This is a genomic window from Acinetobacter brisouioides (genome assembly GCF_004331075.1).
GTDB lineage: Bacteria > Pseudomonadota > Gammaproteobacteria > Pseudomonadales > Moraxellaceae > Acinetobacter.
The window spans coordinates 248805-269380 of the sequence record NZ_SJNX01000002.1 but is presented as its reverse complement, the minus strand read 5'-3'; the positions used below and the strand labels follow the sequence as shown (position 1 = coordinate 269380).

Here is a 20576-nt window from a genome sequence, read left to right as displayed (position 1 = left end):
CGCTATATGCGAGGTTTTTTATGTCTTAAGGCAATTTTATCGATCCTGTACGCTGACTTCTTCTCCAATCAAATAGAAGTTGCCACCTGCAACATGATGCAAGCTACGCCACTCTGGATCAGTATCTTGAAAGTGCCAATGCCCATCACGGAAAATTCGGTTATCTGCCCATGCACTGATGACCTCGCCAATAAATAAATCATGTGCCTGTTGATTGTGTGGTTCAGGAATCAATTTACAGACTAACCATGCTGAACAGCCTGCAACTAAAGGCTGATTTGAATCTTCTAAGTAAAATAATTCAACACCACTTTGTTCGAGCTTGTTTGGATGATCGTGCAGACTGGTTGTGCCCAGTTGATAAACCAAATCAATTTGTTTGTAAGTGGGAATTTGTAATACAAAATAACCCGACTGCTCAATAATCTGACGGGTCATGGTACTTTTATCGAGTACCACAGTCACTTTTGCGGGTTTAAATTCTAGCGCACACGCCCATGCAGCCGCCATGACATCGCGTTGTTGCTCATGCTGTGCAGACACTAAGACAGTTGCACCATGAGTAAGTAAGCGATATGCTTTTTCCAGTGGAACATTTTTAAAATGTGAGTTGGGAAAATGATTCATAAAGTGACAATCGTTTGAGATTAGGTTAAAAAGAATTAAAGCTTTATCACAATAATAGATTCTGCGGTTCATCAATAGATGAATTCTATCTAGAGAATGTAAAACAATGAAAATTTATCAAGTGGATGCCTTTAGTCAAAAACTATTTCAAGGCAACCCAGCGGCAGTGATTGTGCAAGATGAATGGCTATCAGATGCGTTGATGCAAAATATTGCCCTTGAAAATAATTTATCTGAAACGGCATTTGTAAAACGAATTGGTGATACTCATTATGCGATTCGTTGGTTTACACCTACGGCTGAGGTGGCATTTTGTGGGCATGCAACATTGGCAAGTGCTTTTATCTTGTTTCGTGAATATACCCAATCGACTGAAATTGAATTTGAAGTCAAAAATCTGGGAACATTTTATGTATCTCAGGCGGCAGATGGTAAAATCAATATGAATTTCCCGATTCGTAAACCTGAATATTTGAAGGAATATCCAGAAATTTTAAATGAAGCCCTAAATAAGCCCATTCAAGCCGTCTATGTCAATCCACAGGCATATGTCATTGAGTTGGAGTCTGCACAAGATGTGTTGGACTTGGAGGTGGATTTTTTAAAGCTCAAAGCATTAGGTCACGCACATGCCGTGATGGAAGCGCCAGGTTTGGATGTCGCGGTGACAGCAAGTTATGTGGGCGAATCTACCTATGACTGTATTTCGCGTTATTTTGCGCCAGAGATTGGGATTGATGAAGACCCTGTTACAGGTTCAATTCATACCGCAATTGTACCGTTATGGGCAGAAAAACTGGGTAAAACTGAATTGGTCGCCTATCAGGCATCGGCACGTGGGGGAGAGTTATTCTGCCGAATCTTGAATGATGAGCGTATGGAAGTGTCAGGATATGCCAAGCTCTATATGATTGGTGACCTGTTTGTTTAAACACGCACAAAATAAGGAATGGCGGTCAAGATGCAACCGATACTGACAATGGCAAGGTTGCTATCAAAAAAATAGGGATAAACCATTAAGCTTAAGCCACAGATGAAAGGCATGCTGCGCTTTTGTTTTTTGCCATAAATAAAGTAGCCTAAGCCGATTGAACCGAAAATCACGCCTAAAAAAAGCTGGGTTGCATTCATGGTATTTATTGGTTTGTAAATTTCTGCTTATAGTATGCTGAATTTTATAAAGTGAAAATTAATTTTTGAGGAAGAAAACGTGTCTGCAATTTTACCTGTAGCGCAGCGTGGAGAAGCTATTTTAACGCTTGAAGCGGCTGCTGTTGCACAAGATGAATTAAATAGCGACTGGCTTAAGCAATTAGCGCTTGCGATGCAGGCAACCATGCTGGCACGAAATGGTGTGGGAATTGCTGCACCGCAAGTCTATATCTCAAAGCGTGTGATTATTGTGGCATCACGCCCAAATCCGCGCTATCCAGATGCACCAGACATGCCAGTAGTCACCATGATTAACCCTGAGATTATTGAATACTCAACAGAAACCTGTTTGGGTGAAGAGGGCTGCTTGAGTGTGCCTGAACAGCGAGGGCAGGTGGAGCGTGCTTATGCGGTTAAGGTGCGTTATTTCACTGTACAAGGTAAGCAGGTTGAACAATCTTATGAAGGTTTTCCTGCACGGATCGTGCAGCATGAAATTGATCATCTGAACGGAATCTTATTTGTAGAGCGACTTTAAGTCGCTTTTTTATATGGATACACGAAGCTGAATTTTAGGCATAAAAAAACCAGCTTACGCTGGATTTTTTACTGACACCATTTTAACAGTCTTAAAATGGTGCCCGGGGCCGGACTCGAACCGGCACGCTTTGTGGGCGGGGGATTTTAAATCCCCTGTGTCTACCTATTTCACCACCCGGGCTTTACCAAGATTGGAGGCGGAGGTCGGAATCGAACCGGCGTACACGGAGTTGCAGTCCGCTGCATGACCACTCTGCCACCCCGCCTTGTCTTGGTGATGCACATATTAGCAATCTTTGAAAAAAAAACAATAGGTAATTCAGAGGATATGCACATAAAATCAACATCTAAAATAAAATTGGGCAAATTATCATGTATTATTTGCGGAATTGATTGATATCGGCCTGTGGAGACGTATTGTGGCATTGGTATTAGATGGTAAAGCGTTAGCAAAGCAAATTGAGGCAGATTTATCTGCACGTGTTGAAGTATTGAAGCAAAAATCTGGTCGTACTCCGATTTTGGCAACAATTTTGGTGGGGGATGATGGTGCATCGGCAACATATGTCCGCATGAAAGGTAATGCTTGCCGCCGCGTAGGTATGGATTCAATTAAAATTGAATTGTCACAAGAAACTACAACTGAACAGTTGTTGGCTGAAATTGAAAAATTAAATGCTAATCCTGATGTACATGGTATTTTGTTGCAACACCCTGTGCCTGCACAAATTGATGAACGTGCATGTTTTGATGCGATTAGCCTCGCGAAAGACGTTGATGGTGTAACTTGTCTTGGTTTTGGTCGTATGGCAATGGGCGAAGCGGCTTATGGTTCAGCGACACCTGCGGGCATCATGACCATTTTGCAAGAAAACAACATCGAAATTGCAGGTAAACATGCAGTTGTTGTTGGTCGTTCTGCAATTTTGGGTAAACCAATGGCGATGATGTTACTTCAAGCCAATGCAACCGTGACCATTTGCCATTCACGTACCCAAAACTTGGCTGATCTTGTGAAACAAGCAGACATCGTTGTTGGTGCAGTTGGTAAAGCTGAATTGATTCAAAAAGACTGGATCAAGCAAGGCGCTGTTGTGGTTGATGCTGGTTTCCATCCACGTGATGGCGGCGGCGTTGGTGATATCCAGTTGCAAGGTATTGAAGAAATTGCTTCTGCTTATACGCCAGTTCCTGGTGGTGTCGGCCCAATGACGATTACAACTTTGATTCGTCAAACTGTAGAAGCTGCTGAAAAAGCTTTAGGTTAATTTATTTATTCACGACGGCATCCTATCGTTTAATGCAAATGTTAGGAGTTCGTATGTTACTTTTCTTTCGGGAAAAGTAACCAAAACCATTTGTCATCCGCAAAACTCGTCAGCTACTGGTTAGCTTTAGATGAGTCGCAGAAACATTTCGGTCTCATGTAGTCCGGCCTCGAACAATTGCGGATGACGCTAACGCGTATCAAATAGTAATTATAAATTGTTGAGCTTATTTATGAGCTGCACCTTTCAACTTACCAAAGCCCCTGAACATTTACTTCAAGCCTTACATCAAGTCATCCCTCATTGTGACTTACAGCCACAGCAGTTGCCCAATACACCGATTTCATTATGGCTCATTCCACCTGTATTTCCGACAGAGCGTTTGGATGATGATGTGATCCAGCGCATTTGGAATGACACGCCTTACTGGATTTTTTGCTGGGCTTCGGGTTTGGCAATGGCACAGTGGCTTTTGGCTGAACCTGAGCACGTTAGAGATAAAGTGGTTCTAGATTTTGGTGCGGGTTCTGGAGTGGTGGCAATTGCTGCAAAACTTGCAGGGGCAAAGCGCGTAATCTGCTGTGATATTGATGCGGTAAGTTTGGCAGCTTGTCGTGAAAATGCAGCGCTGAATCAGGTTGAGCTTGAATATCTGGATGATTTGTATCGTGCTGAGTCTGTGGATATTCTACTCGCGGCAGATGTTCTCTACGATCAATGTAATCGTTTTTTCTTGGATGAGTTTTTGAAATTTGCCTCAGAGGTCTGGGTGGCAGATAGTCGAGTGAAAAATTTTAGTCATCCACAATATGAAAAAATAGGTGAACGCAGTGCTACGACTTGGCCAGATTTAGATGAAGCCAAAGAGTTTCGTAATGTAAGTTTTTATAAGACGCTGTGATCATCAGCGCCTTATTGATGTGATGTATGACTTAGATTGAACAGCGGTAACGGATGACAGTTAATGTACTTGGACGAGTTTGCATAGCATAGTCATCATCATTAGTATTGGTATTGCTTAGACCAAATGTGGTATGTGTTTTACCAATCTGTACACCATTGGCTGTTGGAAGGCTTGCAGGATTGGCAATCTCATTACTACTTAGAATTTCAATTTTATAGTCTTGGTTTGCACCTAGAACTTTCTTACAAGCATTTTGTAGCTTATTCTGATTAGCAACACGGTTGGCATGAACAGCAAGCGTATAGCTAATAATGGCACTATTTTCTGTTTTACTTTCAACTTGATAGCCAGAGTTACCATTGTAGCTTTGTGGAATATTTTGGCAAGCTGTTAGCCCAATAGCAAAAGCGCTCAGACCCAATAATTTGAATGTCATTTTCATGAGGTTAAACCTTTGTCATTTCTCTACAGTATGCCATAGCTCGGTTGAATACTCATTAGATAAAACAAATATTGTCTAGTCTGTGTTGGGTGGCCTCATACATATTTATACAAAATAAAATTGGATTTTTCACATAAGGTGTCTTTATTTTAAGTTAATCGGTTTGTGATCCGATTTGGTTAGGCTGAGTCACGCTGCTGAAAGAAACCAATGATTTAATCAAGGAAAAATGATTCAAAATTTAGCAGAACAGGCTTCTTTGATTAATGGGTTTTCTTTCTCTTTATGGAGAGAAAAGAGAGATAAAATTATCATCAAAATCAAAGAAGTCTAATAATAAAGATTAAGCTAGCCTGCAAAAGGTTAAACATAAATAACGAGGGAGTGTGATGTAATGAGCGAAGGTGTGTATACCACAGAAGAAAAGCGTAAACGTATTTTTGGTATTGTTGGCGCAGCCTCTGGTAATTTGGTTGAATGGTTTGATTTTTATATTTATGCAGTTTTTGCAGTTTATTTTCAGCAGGCACTGACATCACCTGATATGACATCAGCTACGAAGCAAATTTATATTTGGGGTGTGTTTGCAGCGAGCTTCTTTAGCGACCCATAGGAAGTTGGTTATTTGGTCGAATTGCGGATAAGCATGGACGTAAACGTTCAATGGTTATTTCGATTTGTTTAATGGCACTCAGCTCATTTTTATTTGCGATGCTGCCAACCTATGGTCAGGTTGGGATGGTTGCTCCATTTTTATTGCTTCTTGTGCGTCTATTGCAGGGGTTGTCAGTAGGTGGAGAATATGGCGCTGTTGCGACATATATGAGTGAAATCGCGTTAAAAGGACATCGGGGTTTTTATGCCTCCTTTCAGTATGTAACGCTTTCAGGCGGACAGCTTCTTGCCAGCCTACTTGGTGTGATTTTACTTTTCTTGATGAATGAGCAGCAGTTGGAAAATGGAGGTTGGCGGATTCCGTTTGTTGTTGGTGGGATTACCGCACTTTTGTCGTTACTGGCGCGTAGCCGTTTGGTCGAGACATTGTCGAATGAAGACAGCCACCGTAAAGAATCTGGAACACTTAAGGCTCTTTTTAGAGATCACTGGCAGTCGTTTTTACTGGTGGTTGGTTACACTTCTGCAGGTTCTTTATCTTTTTATGTCCTTACGGTTTATTCCAAAACTTACTTAACCAGTTTAGGGATTGCTGCGAAAACAGTGGGCTATATGATGACAATTGCACTGTTTGTGTATATGTCGGCACAGCCTGTATTTGGGGCAATTGCAGATCGTATTGGACGTCGTGCTGCAATGTTGATTTTTAGCGCCTCTTTGGCAATTTGTATTTATCCAGTCATGGTGATTGCAATGCCTGCGTTTAGTGCTTCACCTGTCATTGTGACGCTAATGCTGATTTTCCTTATGCTGCTATTGAGTTTTTATACGTCTATTAGTGGTTTGATTAAGGCAGAAATGTTCCCTCCACATGTGCGTGCGTTGGGGGTTGGTTTTTCTTATGCGGTTGCCAATGCAATTTTTGGAGGATCAGCACCTGCTGTGGCTTTACAATTTAAAGAAGTAGGGCATGAATATACATTCTTTATTTATGTGATTGTTATGCTGATTATTTGTTTCTTCTGTAGTTGGAAATTGCCAAAAGAGCCTGAATATTTACAGCATGATCATTAACAAGGATATAAGACCATAAAAAATGCCAGTGGATGAAAATCGCACTGGCATTTTTTGAATCGTATGGGGCGATAAACTTAGAGTTCTCGACCATTTGCCAAACGACAGTTTTCAGCAGATGGAGATTTCCATTGAATGGCTGTCCCTGCAATCACAGGTCGAACAAAACGCCATGGCCAGAAGCCGAAGCGTTGGCTCGCACGATAATGAATCACGGCATCAGCATGATTATTTTTAGCGGTTTCATGTAATCGAGGATATAAATCTGTAACACTGCCATAGGTACCTTTGGCAATTTTAATGCGCTTCACAACTTTATAAGGTAAATCGCTCGGTGGTGTATCGGTAATGACACAGAGAGAACCTTTTACAGGTGTACTGAGTAGTGCTGATATATTGGGATTGGTAGTGGGAGTTGTTTCTGCATGTACAGTTGCTGCACACACTAAAACGAGTGCAGTAAAAGGGATGGATTTTTTCATATTTAACTCAGTTGAACGTATTTATATTTTAAGTAAAGTGTTAAAAAATATTAGAATAAAAAAAGACCACATGGCGTGGTCTTCTTTTTAAAATCAATTAAGCATTCGCGTTTGCTGTTTCAGTTGCTTTAACCGCTTCTAAAAGTTCAGTTTGACGAGATTTTAATGCTTTTGGTAGGCGATCACCAAGTTTATTGAATAACTCAGTGTGGCTTTCAATTTCTTTAATCCATAGAGCTTTGTCTTGAGAAGTTACTTTCTCAAAGTCAGCTTTAGAGAAATCTGTACCTGTCCAGTTCAAGTCATCGTATGTTGGAACGAAACCGATTGGAGTTTCAACAGCGTTAGCGCGGTTTTCACAACGGTTGATGATCCATTCAAGAACACGCATGTTTTGACCGAAACCAGGCCATACGAAGTTGCCATTTTCGTCACGACGGAACCAGTTTACGTTGAAGATTTTTGGTAATTTGTTACCAGAAGCTTGCGCTTTTGCAGCAACTTGTTCACCAAGCTCTAACCAGTGGCTGAAATAATCCGCCATGTTGTAACCTGTGAATGGAAGCATTGCAAATGGGTCACGGCGTACAACACCTTGTTGACCAACTGCAGCAGCAGTTGTTTCTGAACCCATAGTTGCAGCTTTATAAACACCGTCAACCCAGTCAAATGCTTCAGAAATTAAAGGAACAGTGTCTGCACGGCGACCACCGAAGATGAACGCAGAAATTGGAACGCCTGCTGGGTTTTCCCAGTCAGCATCGATAGAAGGGCATTGACCTGCTGATACTGTGAAACGTGCATTTGGATGAGCAGCTTTTTCACCAGCAACGTGTGGCTGACCTTTCCAGTTAGTTAAGTTTGCTGGAACTTCTTTAGATAGACCTTCCCACCATACTTGACCATCTTCAGTCACAGCAACGTTGGTATAGATCACATCTTTATGCATGGTTGCCATGCAGTTCGGGTTGGTTTTGGTATTTGTACCTGGCGCAACACCAAAGAAACCAGCTTCTGGGTTGATTGCATATAAGCGACCATCTTCACCTGGTTTGATCCAAGCGATGTCATCACCTACAGTTTCAATTTTCCAGCCTTCGTAGCCTGCTGGTGGAATCAACATTGCAAAGTTGGTTTTACCACAAGCTGATGGGAATGCTGCAGCAACGTAGTGTTTTTCGCCTTGTGGGTTAGTGATACCCAAAATAAGCATGTGTTCAGCTAACCAGCCTTGTTCGCGACCCATAACAGAAGCAATACGTAATGCTAGGCATTTTTTACCCAATAATGCATTGCCGCCGTAACCAGAACCAAAAGACCAGATTTCACGAGTTTCTGGGTAATGAACGATATATTTTTCTTTGTTACAAGGCCAAACAACGTCTTTTTGACCTTCAGCAAGTGGCGCACCTACGGTGTGAACACAAGGAACGAATTCGCCATCTGTGCCTAAAACATCATAAACTGCTTTGCCCATACGCGCCATTTTACGCATGCTCACAGCAACGTAAGGAGAGTCAGTCAGTTCGATACCGATGTGTGCAATGTGGCTTCCTAGTGGACCCATTGAAAAAGGAACCACATACATGGTGCGTCCTTCCATGGCACCGTCGAACAGGCCATTTAATTTTTCACGCATAACTGCTGGTTCTTCCCAGTTGTTAGTTGCGCCAGCATCATCTTTTTTTGCAGAACAAATAAAAGTACGATCTTCAACACGAGCAACATCTGAAGGGTCAGAATTCGCCAAATAAGAACCAGGATGTTTTTCTTCATTCAGCTTTTGCATGGTGCCGTTAGCAATCATCAAGTCGATTAGACGTTGATACTCTTCTTCGCTGCCGTCACACCATTCGATTTTTGCTGGCTTGGTTAATTTAGCAATTTCTTCCACCCACGCAATCAGCTTAGGGTGACGAACGAATTCTGGTGCATTCACTTGGGTCATGTTGATGCCTTTGAGATACAAAAAAACAAAACACACATTCAATATATGATCAACCCTTGATCATGAGTGTGTTAAAAAGTTTGCGTATTAAATCACAAAAGTTCTCAAATTTTAAGATGTCTAAAAACTGATCTTGTTAGAAGTTGCCACTAAATTTCATTAAAAAACATTATAAAACAATAATTTATGTTTTTTATTTGCAACTATTCATAAAATAAATTATGAAAATAAAATCATTTATTTTACAAATATGTATTTAAATTAGTGGTTTACATTGAGTGTGGAAAAGCATAAAAAACTAAAAAATTGCAAAAGTTTATGTAGTTTTTTTACATAAACACACTATTTCTTTTAAATGAAATCCAGACAATTAAAGATAAATCAATTTACGTCATAATAATTATACTATGCCAAAACCACTCTCTATTATTTATAACCAAAAGTCCGGTTTCCATACGGCACAACAAGAGAGTGTATATGCTGAAATTATGACTATTTTTTCTAAATATAACTTTGAAATTCAAATATTTGAACTTAATGATAGGAATTCTGTTGATACTCTGATGCCACAAATTTTGCAACGCCATCGTGATGCGGAAGGCTCTGGAGTGGTGGTGGTTGCAGGGGGAGATGGTACTTTAAATGCTGTAGCAACTTATTTATTACATACAGAAATTCCTTTGGGTATCTTGCCTATGGGAACCTTTAATTATGTAGCCAGAGTGTTAAATGTTCCGCTGGATTTGAGCGAAGCGAGTAAAATCATTGCAACTGGGAAAATAAAAAAAATTCATGTCGCAAAAATGAATGAGCATATTTATTTAAACAATGCCAGCCTTGGGTTGTATCCATTATTTATTGAAACGCGTGAGCATTACAATCGGTTATTTGGTCGGTTTCCTTTACATGCTTATACTTCAGCGTTAGATGTATTGCTTAGGCGGCATCGTGAATTAAAATTAAAAGTTGTTGTAGATGGCGATCAATATCCAGTTAAAACGCCCTTGATATTTTTTGGCAATAATCATCTACAGTTGAAAGAGCTGAATTTGAAAATTGCCCAGTCGGTACAGCAAGGCAAGGTTGCGGGTGTGATTGTTGCCAAAAGTGATAAGCTCACCTTGTTTAAGTTGCTCTTTCAGCTATTAAAAGGAGATATTGAGCAGGCAAATGATATTTATAGTTTTGCTGCTGAAAAAGTTGTCGTTCATGCGGCAAAAGGTAAAAAACTACATATCGCAATAGATGGTGAAATTGTTGAAGAATTTGCACCTTTACAATTTTCTGTCATGCGCGAAGCACTTAATGTAATGGTACCTACTGATGTTACTTCATCTGTCTGATTTGCATTTTGGCACAGAAAAACCAGAGTGTTTGCTGGCAATACAACAGTTTTGTCGTGAGCATTCGATAGAAGTGATTGCTGTAAGCGGCGATTTGACTCAGCGTGCGCGTTTTTTTCAGTTTCTGAGCTGCAAGTATTTTTTGGATCATTTGAACTTACCTTATCTGGTTGTTCCTGGAAATCACGATATTCCGCTATATCATGTATTTAATCGGTTATTTAGCCCATTTACCCGTTATCAGGCATTTTTTGGTTCATTGGAAAGTGTCTTGGAAACCGAACATTTTTATTTGGTTGGGGTAAACAGTATTCGGCGACGTTATCATACTAAAGGGCATATTTCTTTGGCGCAAATTCAGGAAATAGATGCCAAATTACAGGCTGCACCCACGAATAAATTAAAAATCGTGGTGGTACATCAGCCTTTTTATACGTCTCCTGAAGATGGTCATGCCGTCAAGGATTGCCCTGTGCTTGGGCGGATGGCACTTGAGATTTGGGGTAAGCGGGGAATATTTGCACTGTTGCACGGGCATTTGCATCAGACAGCGCAATATGATTTGAGCCAAATTTATGATTTGAAGCTTGAGCACCCTGTTTTTGAAATTCATGCAGGCACTGCAACCTCTCATCGGTTACGAAAAGGTGAACCGAATAGCTTTAATGTGCTGACATCGCAAGGTGAGTTGCAAAGCTATTTCTTTGATGCTTTAAAACATCGATTTGTTCTTAAATGATCTGCTCCATAAAAAAATATTGGGTTTTAGACCAAAAAAACTGCAAAAAATGGATTTTTTTTTGAAATGCCCCTTGAAGCCTTGTTTTCTATCCCCAAAAAAATGACATCACAAACAGTTATTGATGATGGCACATAGAAATTATGAAAAGTGCCGTTTTTAATTGAAACAAAACTTAGTCTGATGGAGTTTTATATGAGCAACATTCGCCCATTACATGATCGTGTAGTTATTCGTCGTGTTGAAGAAGAAACAAAAACTGCAGGCGGTATCTTATTACCAGGTTCAGCAGCAGAAAAACCAGCTCAAGGTGAGGTGATTGCTGTCGGTAACGGTCAAATTACAGATAATGGCGTTCGTGCATTAGATGTAAAAGTAGGTGACAAAGTATTGTTCGGTACTTATGCAGGTACAACTGTAAAAGTAAGCGGTGAAGAGTTACTTATTATGAAAGAGTCTGACATCTTAGCTGTTCTAGAAGGCTAATTTTCAACTATTCATATCAGATCAAGTAAAAAGCAAGAAATTCGGAGTAAATAAATAATGTCAGCTAAAGACGTAAAATTTGGTGATTCAGCGCGTTCAAAAATGATTGCAGGTGTAAATATCCTTGCAGACGCAGTGAAAGTCACTTTAGGCCCTAAAGGTCGTAATGTTGTGATCGATCGTTCTTTCGGTGCACCGCACATCACTAAAGATGGTGTAACAGTTGCGAAAGAAATTTCTCTTAAAGATAAATTTGAGAACATGGGCGCTCAATTGGTTCGTGAAGTATCTTCTAAAACCAATGACATCGCGGGTGACGGTACAACAACAGCAACTGTACTTGCTCAAGCAATTTTAAATGAAGGAATCAAGTCTGTAACTGCGGGTATGAACCCAATGGACTTGAAACGTGGTATCGACCTTGCAGTTAAAGCATTGGTTGCTGAAATTAAAGCAACAGCAAAACCTGCTTCTGATACTAAAGCGATTGAACAAGTGGGTTCGATTTCTGCGAACTCTGATGAAACTGTGGGTAAATTAATTGCGCAAGCAATGGAACGCGTGGGTAAAGAAGGCGTAATTACCGTTGAAGAAGGTTCAGGCTTCGAAGATGCTTTGGACGTTGTTGAAGGTATGCAGTTTGACCGTGGTTATATCAGCCCGTACTTTGCAAACAAGCAAGATACGTTAACAGCTGAATTAGAAAACCCGTTCATTTTGCTTGTTGACAAAAAAATCAGCAACATCCGTGAATTAATTACTGTTTTAGAAGCAGTAGCTAAAACAGGCAAGCCACTTTTAATTATCGCTGAAGATGTTGAAGGTGAAGCGTTAGCAACACTTGTTGTGAACAACATGCGCGGCATTATTAAAGTATGTGCAGTGAAAGCGCCTGGCTTTGGTGACCGTCGTAAAGCAATGCTTCAAGACATCGCGATTTTGACAGGTGCGACAGTGATTTCTGAAGAAGTAGGCATGTCTTTAGAACAAGCTTCTCTTCAAGACTTGGGTACTGCACATAAAATCACGGTTTCTAAAGAAAATACTGTGATTGTGGATGGTGCTGGTGATGCTGCTCAAATCGCTGAGCGTGTTCAACAAATCCGTGCACAAATTGAAGAATCTACGTCTGAATACGACAAAGAAAAACTTCAAGAACGCGTTGCTAAATTGGCAGGCGGTGTTGCAGTGATTAAAATCGGTGCTGCAACTGAAGTTGAAATGAAAGAGAAGAAAGACCGTGTTGACGATGCATTACATGCAACTCGTGCTGCGGTTGAAGAAGGTGTAGTTGCTGGTGGTGGTGTTGCACTCGTACGTGCTGCTGCTGCGCTTGATGGCGTAAACGGTGCGAATGACGATCAAAACGTAGGTATCAACATTTTACGCCGTGCAATTGAAGCGCCACTTCGTCAAATCGTTGCAAACGCAGGTGATGAGCCTTCAGTTGTAATCAATGCTGTGAAAAATGGTGAAGGTAACTTTGGTTACAACGCTGCAACTTCTGAATATGGCGATATGCTTGAAATGGGTATTCTTGACCCTGCTAAAGTAACACGTTCTGCACTTGAGCATGCTGCATCTGTAGCAGGTCTAATGTTGACAACAGAATGTATGATTACTGACATTCCAGAAGACAAACCTGCTATGCCTGATATGGGCGGCATGGGTGGTATGGGCGGTATGATGTAATTCATCATCGGTTCTTACTAAAAAATCCCCGCATGATGCGGGGATTTTTTTTAATCTGATTTTTATGGTTTCTGGCTCTTTGTTTTAAAATTAAAAATTTGTTATTGATATGAAAAATGAAACAACTAGCATTAGGAAACCTTTTAAAAATTAAGATTTTTTTAAGATTAAATGGTTATTCTAATGCATATGGGAATTCTGCTGTAGTTTCCTATTTTGGCCATACTCCTTACTGACAGAGTATGGCTTTTTTTTGTCTAAAAAATGGCGAAATATACTTTTTAAATATTTCAAATTACCTATTTTTTATCGGGCATGTTTTGTTTATGGGTTAGATTTAGCATTATCTTAGAATTAAAATTAATAAGTTAATCAATAAATAATCAGATTTTTATTTTAATCATCAGGCTTAAATTTTTATCGCGACTGTTATTTTTTTGAAATTCTATTTTATTTTTAACATATTTAATTTTAGTTTTTATAATAAATGTATTTTAAAAAATAATGCTTGGGATGCTAAGTATTATAAATCCTCATTGTTAGTGTTTATGTTCTCTGTGAAAAAATCTTGTTACTCAACCCTGTATATATTATAAGGTTTTTTATTAAAAAGAGAAGGGTTTTATTTTTGAATAAATATACGATGTTTAAAAATAAACATATTGTTTGATTCTTAGCTTTAGGATTGTTTGGTTTGCATCATTTATTTTTATTTTTAAAATAAAATAATAAAAAACAATAACTTAATTTTTGGCATCGACTTTGCAATAGATTAACTACCCAAAATAGTCACTGACTATTTTAAACAATAAACTTTTGGGTTCAGGATTATTAACAGTGAAATTTAATTTGAAAATAACAACGGCAATATTATTAGCAGCTTTTGCATCACAAGCGAAGGCAGTAGATTTGGATGCGGGTGATTATGATGTTGCTCCAGCGGGGACAAATCTAGCTTTGCTGTATTTACAATCTGCAAGTCGCGATGCGCTGTATGCAGGAAGTGACAAATTGTCAGGTGACCCGAAACTGGATTCAAATGTTGGGATTGCTCGTTTTGTGCATTATACAGATATTGCAGGTTTACGTGTTGCCCCACAAATTTTAGTGCCATTTGGTGAATTAAAAGCGAAAGGTGATATTTCTGCATTGGGTTCAGCCAGTGGACTAGGAGATATTATTTTGGCTGCCCCTGTGTGGTTGCTCAATAATCCAGAGCATAAGACTTATTTTGGGCTTACCCCTTATTTGTATTTACCAACAGGTAATTATGATAAACATGACTCTTTAAATTTCGGTGAGAACCGTTACAAACTTGATCTTCAGGCGGCATATAGTCAACGCTTGACAGATAAATGGGCATGGGATGCGGCCGCCGATATTATTTTTTATGGTCAAAATAATGATGCCGTTGGTGGAGGAACTTTAAAGCAGAATACAGGGTATCAGCTGCAAACCAATACTCGTTATTTTATTAATGATCGCTTAGATCTACGGGCAGGGCTGTCTTATACTGATGCAGGTGATACCAAGCAAAATGGCATTAAGACACAAAGTTATCAGCAAACAAAGTTTTGGGTTGGGACGGCATATTCACCAACCGCAAGCACCAATGTGATTTTAGCTTATGGGCGTGATCTTGCCGTTGAAAATGGCTTTAAAGAAAATAATCGTATTAATGTTCGATTATTAAAAGTGTTTTAATCTCTTTAGGTAGGTCAATCTGACTTGATCTGCCTAAATTAAACTTGTGTTGCCCAGAAGCATAACAAGATATTGAATAAATGCAGTAGAAATAAGTATAAGCCAAGAATAAAGAGCGTATTAATATACTCACAATATATAAAGCCGATGGATTTACTTGGTTAATGAATAATTTTGCTTTCACAAATGTGTTTACTTTGGAGGGTGAGCACACTCAGCCTTTGACTGTACGAGCCAAAGCTCTGGTCTTTCATGACCCAGCTTCACAGTCATTATTAAAATTAATTGAACGCCTTGCACCAAGTGATGCTCCTATTCTAATTCGTGGTGAAACGGGAACAGGTAAGGAGCTGGTTGCACAGCATATTCATCGTTTAAGTGGGAGAAAAGGCCCATTTCTTGCGGTGAATTGTGGTGCCATCAATGAGCAATTAGCTGAGAGTGAATTATTTGGTCATGAAGCAGGAGCATTTACTGGCGCAATCAAGCAACGCAAAGGATGGTTTGAGGCTGCACATGGCGGAACACTGTTTTTGGATGAAATTGGTGATTTATCTTTGTGCTTGCAGGTCAAATTACTTAGAGTATTACAAGAAAAAGAAGTCACAAAATTAGGTGCTAGACAAGCTATTCCTGTTGATATTCGATTGGTCACAGCAACCAATATTGATTTGGAGCAGGCCGTACAAGCTGAGCAATTTCGGCAGGATTTACTATTTCGTATTAATATTGCCCAATTAGAGCTAAAACCATTACGGGAGCGTAAGGGGGATATTTTACCGCTGTTTGAATATTTTGTTCAGCATTATTTAACCAAGGTAAGACGTTCTGATAACTTACAGATTTCTGCGTCTGCAATTCAGCAATTACTGACGTATCTATGGCCTGGAAATATTAGGGAGCTAGAAAATATTGCACATTATGCTGTGCTTGTAACTGAAGGGACGTTAATTCAGGCTGAGCATTTAAAATTTAATCAGATATTCAAAAATATGGAGTATCGTTCAGCGCAACCTGTCACGAATACAGATGATGAAATCAACACGGCATTATCTCCCTATCAGATTATTGAGTCGCAGTTAAAGAAAATCTACGCATCGAGTCAATCTTCTTCTGGTGATTTATGGAATACTTTAGAAAGCATGATTATTGCGACTGCATATTCATCATCATTTTCTAATCAGGCTAAAACCAGTGAATTACTGGGAATATCTAGAAATGTGGTGCGGACATTATTAAAGCGTCATCATCTTTTGCCTCCTTCTATAAAAGAAATAGCTGAATAAAAGAAGTGAGGAGTAAAGAGGTGATAGATGATAATAAAACCCTAGTCTAGAAACAGATATTATGCTGATTTAATTTTCTAATAAATCAATCAGTTTTTTATGTATTGAAAAGTAAAAAATTTAAAAGATAAACATTATATTTTTTATGTCATGCCCAGTTTTTTAGATTTGGCTTTTACTGATATTTTTGAAATTTTATTTTCTCGATTTAAATAAAAAAGCCCTTACAAAATATGTAAGGGCTTTTTAGTATTTGGCGGAAGCGGTGAGATTCGAACTCACGGAGGACTCACACCCTCGTCGGTTTTCAAGACCGGTGCATTAAACCGCTCTGCCACGCTTCCAATGTGCGCTATCATATAAGGAAAAATATGCTTTGACAACTGATTTTAGTGTAAAAACAATTGAGTGGTTAAAATAAGTGCAATTTAGATGGGTATCTTGGGCGTGTAAAATATCCATAATGAAGACATATCTTACTGATGCTATGTAAATATTTAAATTTATGTTCAGTTGAGCTTAAATTTTTATATATCAATGATTACAATGCCCGCTTATGCTGTGTTTGTTATTGTGGTCAAAAGAGCATGACAAATGCGAATGCTCGGAAAGTTGGAATTTGTTATGGATCGGAAATTATTAACTGCTGAAGGTTATCAGCGTTTGCAAGATGAATTAAATCATTTGCTACGACAGGAACGACCAGAAATTACTAAAATCGTGTCATGGGCAGCTAGTTTAGGCGATCGCTCAGAAAATGCTGATTATCATTACAACAAAAAAAAATTACGGGAAATAGACCGCAGAATTCGTTACCTCACCAAGCTTTTTGAAGTTGCGCAAAAAGTTGAATATCACCCTCAGCAGCAAGGCAAGGTTTATTTTGGTGCTTGGGTAGAATTGGAGAATGATGAACAAGAAACGGTCAAATTTCGTATCGTGGGTGATGAAGAAATTTATGGCAATAAAGACTATGTTTCTTTGCAGTCACCGATGGCGAAAGCATGCCTAGGCAAGTCTGTCGATGATGAGGTTCAGGTATATACGCCAAGTGGTCGGAAGAATTGGTATATTATTGGAATATCTTATTGATAAATAAACCATTAAATAAAAACTCTTATTTTAAAAATCTATATTGAATTGCTTACATATAGCAGCATTTTATTCATGGTTTCACCATCTGTTTCGCGTATAACATTCAGCAGTTTTTCAAAGAGGAGAGTAAATTTATTTTGGCCTGCCAGCAATTTAAAAGTTTGACTTTTAATTTCTATGTCGATATTATGCGCAACTCTTATTTATTCTTGGTTATTTTTTAATCTAGGTCGTTGATTTTTATGTGACTTAGTTTTCATTTGTCTATTTATGTCATTTTAAATGACCTCATGACTGCCCCCTAAACATACGTTGATCAACTAATTGAAGTCTGGGCTTGCTCACTTCATTGGGTAGTTAATTCCCTGTCGCGGAGTCACCATGCACAATCCAACAACATTGGCAGATAGGAGGCGTTTTCGCCTACACAATCTCAAAATTTCCTTGCCAACCAAAGCCCTTGCTTTCGGGCTTGCTATGTTACCTTTACATGCGATTAATGCCAGTAAAGCAAGCAACCAATATGCTCAGGTCATCAGCAGCAATACACTGACTGTTGTGGCAGTAAAAAGTCCAACAACTGTTTTTAATGACGGACAGTATTTTCATGGTTTCGGCTATGACTTAATGCGTAACTATGCACAAAGTTTAAATGTGCAGCTTAATTTTCAAATTGTTGATAGTAATGCCACAGCCTTAAAATGGGTTGCTAAAGGCAAAGCCAACCTTGCATTGACGAATGCTGATATGCAGAGCATTGACCAAAAGAGCTTAATGTCATTTTCGGCAAGCTGTGGTGATGCAACTGTTTTACAGAAAAATGGGCTAGATACCCAGTTAAATTTGGTCTTTAAGGATGCAGAAGATCATTTAACGCAAACTGCAAGTAGCTTTATTTGCCAGTCCAAAAGTAATGGTGCAATTCAGCATTTGGCATCATTTTACAATCATCATGTGGTGAATGAGGGCTCTTGGGATACCATTGAGCGCGATTTGCAGCAACGTATGCCGATTTATCGTGCCAGTTTCGAGCGGGCAGCTGAGCAGTACAATTTGAATTGGCACATGCTGGCTGCAATGGGCTATCAGGAGTCTTATTTAAAACCCAACTCAGTGTCATCAACAGGTGTGCGCGGTTTAATGATGCTGACCAGCGATACGGCAAAGGCAATGGGAATTGAAAACCGTACCGATCCTGAACAAAGTATTCAAGGTGGTGCAAAGTATTATGATTTGCTTTTGAGCAAATATGAATACATCCCCAATCCAGATCGCCACTGGTATGCCTTGATTGCCTATAATATGGGACCGGGTGCAGTGACTTTTATTCAGAAGCAATTGGAGAAACAGGGAGAAGATCCAAATAACTGGTTGAACATGTATGCTTATTTGCAGCGACATCAAGCCAGTAATGCACGGTATCTTCAAGCGTTGCAATATGTAACCCGTATCCGTGCTTATTTAGAGCATATTCAAAATCAGCAGTTGATTAATATCTAACAAAAAAGGGAAGTTATATAAATAGCTTCCCTTTTTGTAGCAATTGCAGATTGAATTATGCAGTATGCTGAAGAATTTCTTTATAGAGCGTTTTTTGTTCTTGGCTTGGACGCGCAGTTTGTAGAGCCATAAGTTGTGACATATCACCTTGAACTTTTATTTTGCCTGTCATAAATGCTTGCATAGCGGCAGTCATGTCAAATTCAAGAAATACTTTACGCAAGGTCTCCGCATCCATATTTAAAGTTGTTTTAGCGTTGTCTGCTAAGCCTTTTTGAATTTTTCCACCATGAAGAGAAAGTTCAGTATTTCCACTGGTTTGGTTGACGACAAAATTAATCGCTAGATTTTCTAATGCTGGCGGTAAATTCAAGTCTCCTGCCTGAGCAGTAAGTTGTTCTACTGTAGAAAACCAATCTTCCGATAGAAAAGCAGGCATAGTTATTCCTCTAATTTGTTTATTTCTAGATGTATATGCATTTTTTGCACATTGTCCGTACTCCGACTTGTTATAACATGATCTTGTCGAAAAAAATGGTTTTTTTGTAGACGAGTGCGGCAAATTACACAGAAATAGTAATAAAGTATAATAGAGGCACAACCTTTTTATGGTTGTGCCTTCTCATGCGATTTTTGTTAATTTTAGTCCGCTGCAAAGCTCAAATTGACCACATCCAGACGCTTTTTCATGCCTTCTGGATCTTTAAAATCGAATTCGCGTTGTGAATCGAGCGCTTCAAAGTCGAACAGTTCACGGTCAGCCAGTTGAGATGGCGACACGTTTTGTAGTGCACCAAAAATGCTATGTAAGCGTTTCGGGTACTGGGCATCCCATTCACGTAACATTTCATTCAACATGGCACGTTGCAGATTTTCCTGCGAACCACACAAATTACATGGAATGATTGGAAACTTACGCATTTCTGCATATTTAATAATGTCTTTCTCTTCCACATACGCCAGTGGGCGAATCAGGATATTTTTTTTGTCTGAAGACAATAGTTTTGGTGGCATGGCTTTAAGGCTACCGCCATGAAATAGATTTAGGAAGAATGTCGCAAGAATATCATCGCGGTGATGACCCAGTGCAACCTTGGTCGCCCCAATTTCTTGTGCAAAACCATAGAGCGAGCCACGACGTAGGCGTGAACAAACTGCACAGTAAGTTTTGCCTTCAGGGGTTAGGCGTTTGGTAATGCTATAAGTGTCTTTTTCAAGAATGTAATACGGAATGTTATTTTCTTCTAAATAACGAGGTAAAACTTCTTCTGGAAAACCAGGCTGCTTCTGATCGAGGTTGACGGCCACTACATCAAAATTAATCGGTGCAATACGTTTAAACTGCAACAAAATGTCGAGCAGGGTATAGCTGTCCTTTCCTCCAGAAATACAAACCATGACCTTATCGCCGTCCTCGATCATTTTAAAGTCACGAATGGCGTGGCCGACTTGACGACGAAGTTTTTTCAAAAGGCGATAATAAGCTGAACTGGTTGGAAGCTCAGGTTTGAAATTAAATCCTTGACTGGATTCAACAGGAGAGTACATAGACAGCAAACTCTTGGTAAAAATATCGCGCAATTTTAGCCGATTCGAGGGTACTTCGCATCTGTACATACAAATTTATTCACATATTTTTTATTGTCATCAAAATGTTTCCAAAGCTTCCTAAATTGTTT

Annotated in this window: 19 protein-coding genes, 3 tRNA genes and 1 pseudogene; 13 read left to right on the top strand and 10 right to left on the bottom strand. The window is 39.3% G+C overall.

Going from position 1 to position 20576, the window contains the following annotated elements; all coding sequences use genetic code 11:
* Nucleotides 1–36 precede the first annotated feature (36 nt).
* Complete coding sequence (locus E0H77_RS04205; protein WP_131375263.1) at nucleotides 37–627, bottom strand: flavin reductase family protein; 591 nt, start codon at nucleotides 625–627, stop codon at nucleotides 37–39.
* 106 nt (nucleotides 628–733) lie between these two features.
* Between E0H77_RS04205 and E0H77_RS04200 the strand changes: the two genes are divergently transcribed.
* Entirely contained in the window at nucleotides 734–1558 is an 825-nt protein-coding gene (locus tag E0H77_RS04200) for a PhzF family phenazine biosynthesis protein (RefSeq protein ID WP_131375261.1), read from the top strand.
* Here E0H77_RS04200 and E0H77_RS04195 read toward each other — a convergent pair.
* Nucleotides 1555–1758 carry an amino acid transport protein gene (locus E0H77_RS04195; protein WP_131375259.1) on the bottom strand — a complete coding sequence of 68 codons (204 nt, stop codon included), beginning with the start codon at nucleotides 1756–1758 and terminating at the stop codon, nucleotides 1555–1557. The two genes, E0H77_RS04200 and E0H77_RS04195, sit on opposite strands and share 4 nt — an antisense overlap.
* Before the next feature lie 79 nt (nucleotides 1759–1837).
* Here E0H77_RS04195 and def point away from each other — a divergent pair, with 79 nt between their 5' ends.
* On the top strand, nucleotides 1838–2317 hold the full coding sequence (gene def / locus E0H77_RS04190) for a peptide deformylase (protein ID WP_131375257.1): 480 nt from the start codon (nucleotides 1838–1840) through the stop codon (nucleotides 2315–2317).
* Nucleotides 2318–2414: 97 nt separating this feature from the next.
* Here def and E0H77_RS04185 read toward each other — a convergent pair.
* Nucleotides 2415–2500, bottom strand: a tRNA-Leu gene (locus E0H77_RS04185).
* An 11-nt stretch (nucleotides 2501–2511) separates the two neighbouring features.
* Nucleotides 2512–2585, bottom strand: a tRNA-Cys gene (locus tag E0H77_RS04180).
* Between the two features lie 153 nt (nucleotides 2586–2738).
* Here E0H77_RS04180 and folD point away from each other — a divergent pair.
* Nucleotides 2739–3587 (top strand): bifunctional methylenetetrahydrofolate dehydrogenase/methenyltetrahydrofolate cyclohydrolase FolD, encoded by an 849-nt coding sequence (gene folD, locus E0H77_RS04175; protein ID WP_131315121.1) that lies wholly within the window; start codon nucleotides 2739–2741, stop codon nucleotides 3585–3587.
* A 232-nt stretch (nucleotides 3588–3819) separates the two neighbouring features.
* The gene (locus tag E0H77_RS04170; protein WP_131375255.1) at nucleotides 3820–4488 is read left to right on the top strand and encodes a class I SAM-dependent methyltransferase; all 669 of its coding nucleotides are present in this window, start codon (nucleotides 3820–3822) and stop codon (nucleotides 4486–4488) included.
* Nucleotides 4489–4519: 31 nt separating this feature from the next.
* On the opposite strand, the gene E0H77_RS04165 is transcribed toward E0H77_RS04170, so the two are convergent.
* Nucleotides 4520–4933: a hypothetical protein gene (locus E0H77_RS04165; protein WP_131375253.1), complete on the bottom strand. Its 414-nt coding sequence runs from the start codon at nucleotides 4931–4933 to the stop codon at nucleotides 4520–4522.
* Between the two features lie 394 nt (nucleotides 4934–5327).
* Here E0H77_RS04165 and E0H77_RS04160 point away from each other — a divergent pair.
* Nucleotides 5328–6622: pseudogene (locus E0H77_RS04160) on the top strand (MFS transporter).
* 77 nt (nucleotides 6623–6699) lie between these two features.
* On the opposite strand, the gene E0H77_RS04155 reads toward E0H77_RS04160, so the two are convergent.
* Nucleotides 6700–7104, bottom strand: a complete 405-nt coding sequence (locus E0H77_RS04155; RefSeq protein WP_131375251.1) for a hypothetical protein — start codon at nucleotides 7102–7104, stop codon at nucleotides 6700–6702.
* 97 nt (nucleotides 7105–7201) lie between these two features.
* Entirely contained in the window at nucleotides 7202–9052 is a 1851-nt protein-coding gene (locus E0H77_RS04150) for a phosphoenolpyruvate carboxykinase (GTP) (protein WP_131375249.1), read from the bottom strand.
* Between the two features lie 407 nt (nucleotides 9053–9459).
* Here E0H77_RS04150 and E0H77_RS04145 point away from each other — a divergent pair, with 407 nt between their 5' ends.
* From E0H77_RS04145 to E0H77_RS04120, 6 genes are all read left to right on the top strand, one after another.
* The gene (locus tag E0H77_RS04145; protein WP_131375247.1) at nucleotides 9460–10395 is read left to right on the top strand and encodes a diacylglycerol/lipid kinase family protein; all 936 of its coding nucleotides are present in this window, start codon (nucleotides 9460–9462) and stop codon (nucleotides 10393–10395) included.
* Nucleotides 10376–11134, top strand: coding sequence for a metallophosphoesterase family protein (locus tag E0H77_RS04140; RefSeq protein WP_131375245.1), 759 nt, complete (start codon nucleotides 10376–10378; stop codon nucleotides 11132–11134). Before E0H77_RS04145 ends, E0H77_RS04140 begins: the two co-directional genes overlap by 20 nt.
* 195 nt (nucleotides 11135–11329) lie before the next feature.
* A complete protein-coding gene (locus tag E0H77_RS04135; RefSeq protein WP_131315129.1) occupies nucleotides 11330–11620 on the top strand; it encodes a co-chaperone GroES in 291 nt (96 codons plus the stop codon).
* Nucleotides 11621–11677: 57 nt separating this feature from the next.
* On the top strand, nucleotides 11678–13312 hold the full coding sequence (gene groL / locus E0H77_RS04130) for a chaperonin GroEL (protein ID WP_131315130.1): 1635 nt from the start codon (nucleotides 11678–11680) through the stop codon (nucleotides 13310–13312).
* Nucleotides 13313–14149: 837 nt separating this feature from the next.
* Nucleotides 14150–15016, top strand: a complete 867-nt coding sequence (locus tag E0H77_RS04125; protein ID WP_131375243.1) for a transporter — start codon at nucleotides 14150–14152, stop codon at nucleotides 15014–15016.
* A gap of 164 nt (nucleotides 15017–15180) precedes the next feature.
* Nucleotides 15181–16302 carry a sigma-54 interaction domain-containing protein gene (locus E0H77_RS04120; RefSeq protein WP_131375241.1) on the top strand — a complete coding sequence of 374 codons (1122 nt, stop codon included), beginning with the start codon at nucleotides 15181–15183 and terminating at the stop codon, nucleotides 16300–16302.
* 254 nt (nucleotides 16303–16556) lie between these two features.
* Here E0H77_RS04120 and E0H77_RS04115 read toward each other — a convergent pair.
* Nucleotides 16557–16646: transfer RNA gene (locus E0H77_RS04115), tRNA-Ser, on the bottom strand.
* Nucleotides 16647–16926: 280 nt separating this feature from the next.
* On the opposite strand from E0H77_RS04115, the gene greB reads away from it, so the two are divergent.
* Entirely contained in the window at nucleotides 16927–17394 is a 468-nt protein-coding gene (gene greB, locus E0H77_RS04110; protein ID WP_131375239.1) for a transcription elongation factor GreB, read from the top strand.
* 384 nt (nucleotides 17395–17778) lie between these two features.
* On the top strand, nucleotides 17779–18897 hold the full coding sequence (locus E0H77_RS04105) for a transglycosylase SLT domain-containing protein (RefSeq protein ID WP_131375237.1): 1119 nt from the start codon (nucleotides 17779–17781) through the stop codon (nucleotides 18895–18897).
* A 55-nt stretch (nucleotides 18898–18952) separates the two neighbouring features.
* Here E0H77_RS04105 and E0H77_RS04100 read toward each other — a convergent pair whose 3' ends face one another.
* Entirely contained in the window at nucleotides 18953–19336 is a 384-nt protein-coding gene (locus tag E0H77_RS04100) for an SCP2 sterol-binding domain-containing protein (protein WP_131315140.1), read from the bottom strand.
* A gap of 203 nt (nucleotides 19337–19539) precedes the next feature.
* On the bottom strand, nucleotides 19540–20445 hold the full coding sequence (gene ttcA, locus E0H77_RS04095) for a tRNA 2-thiocytidine(32) synthetase TtcA (RefSeq protein ID WP_131375235.1): 906 nt from the start codon (nucleotides 20443–20445) through the stop codon (nucleotides 19540–19542).
* Nucleotides 20446–20576 lie beyond the last annotated feature (131 nt).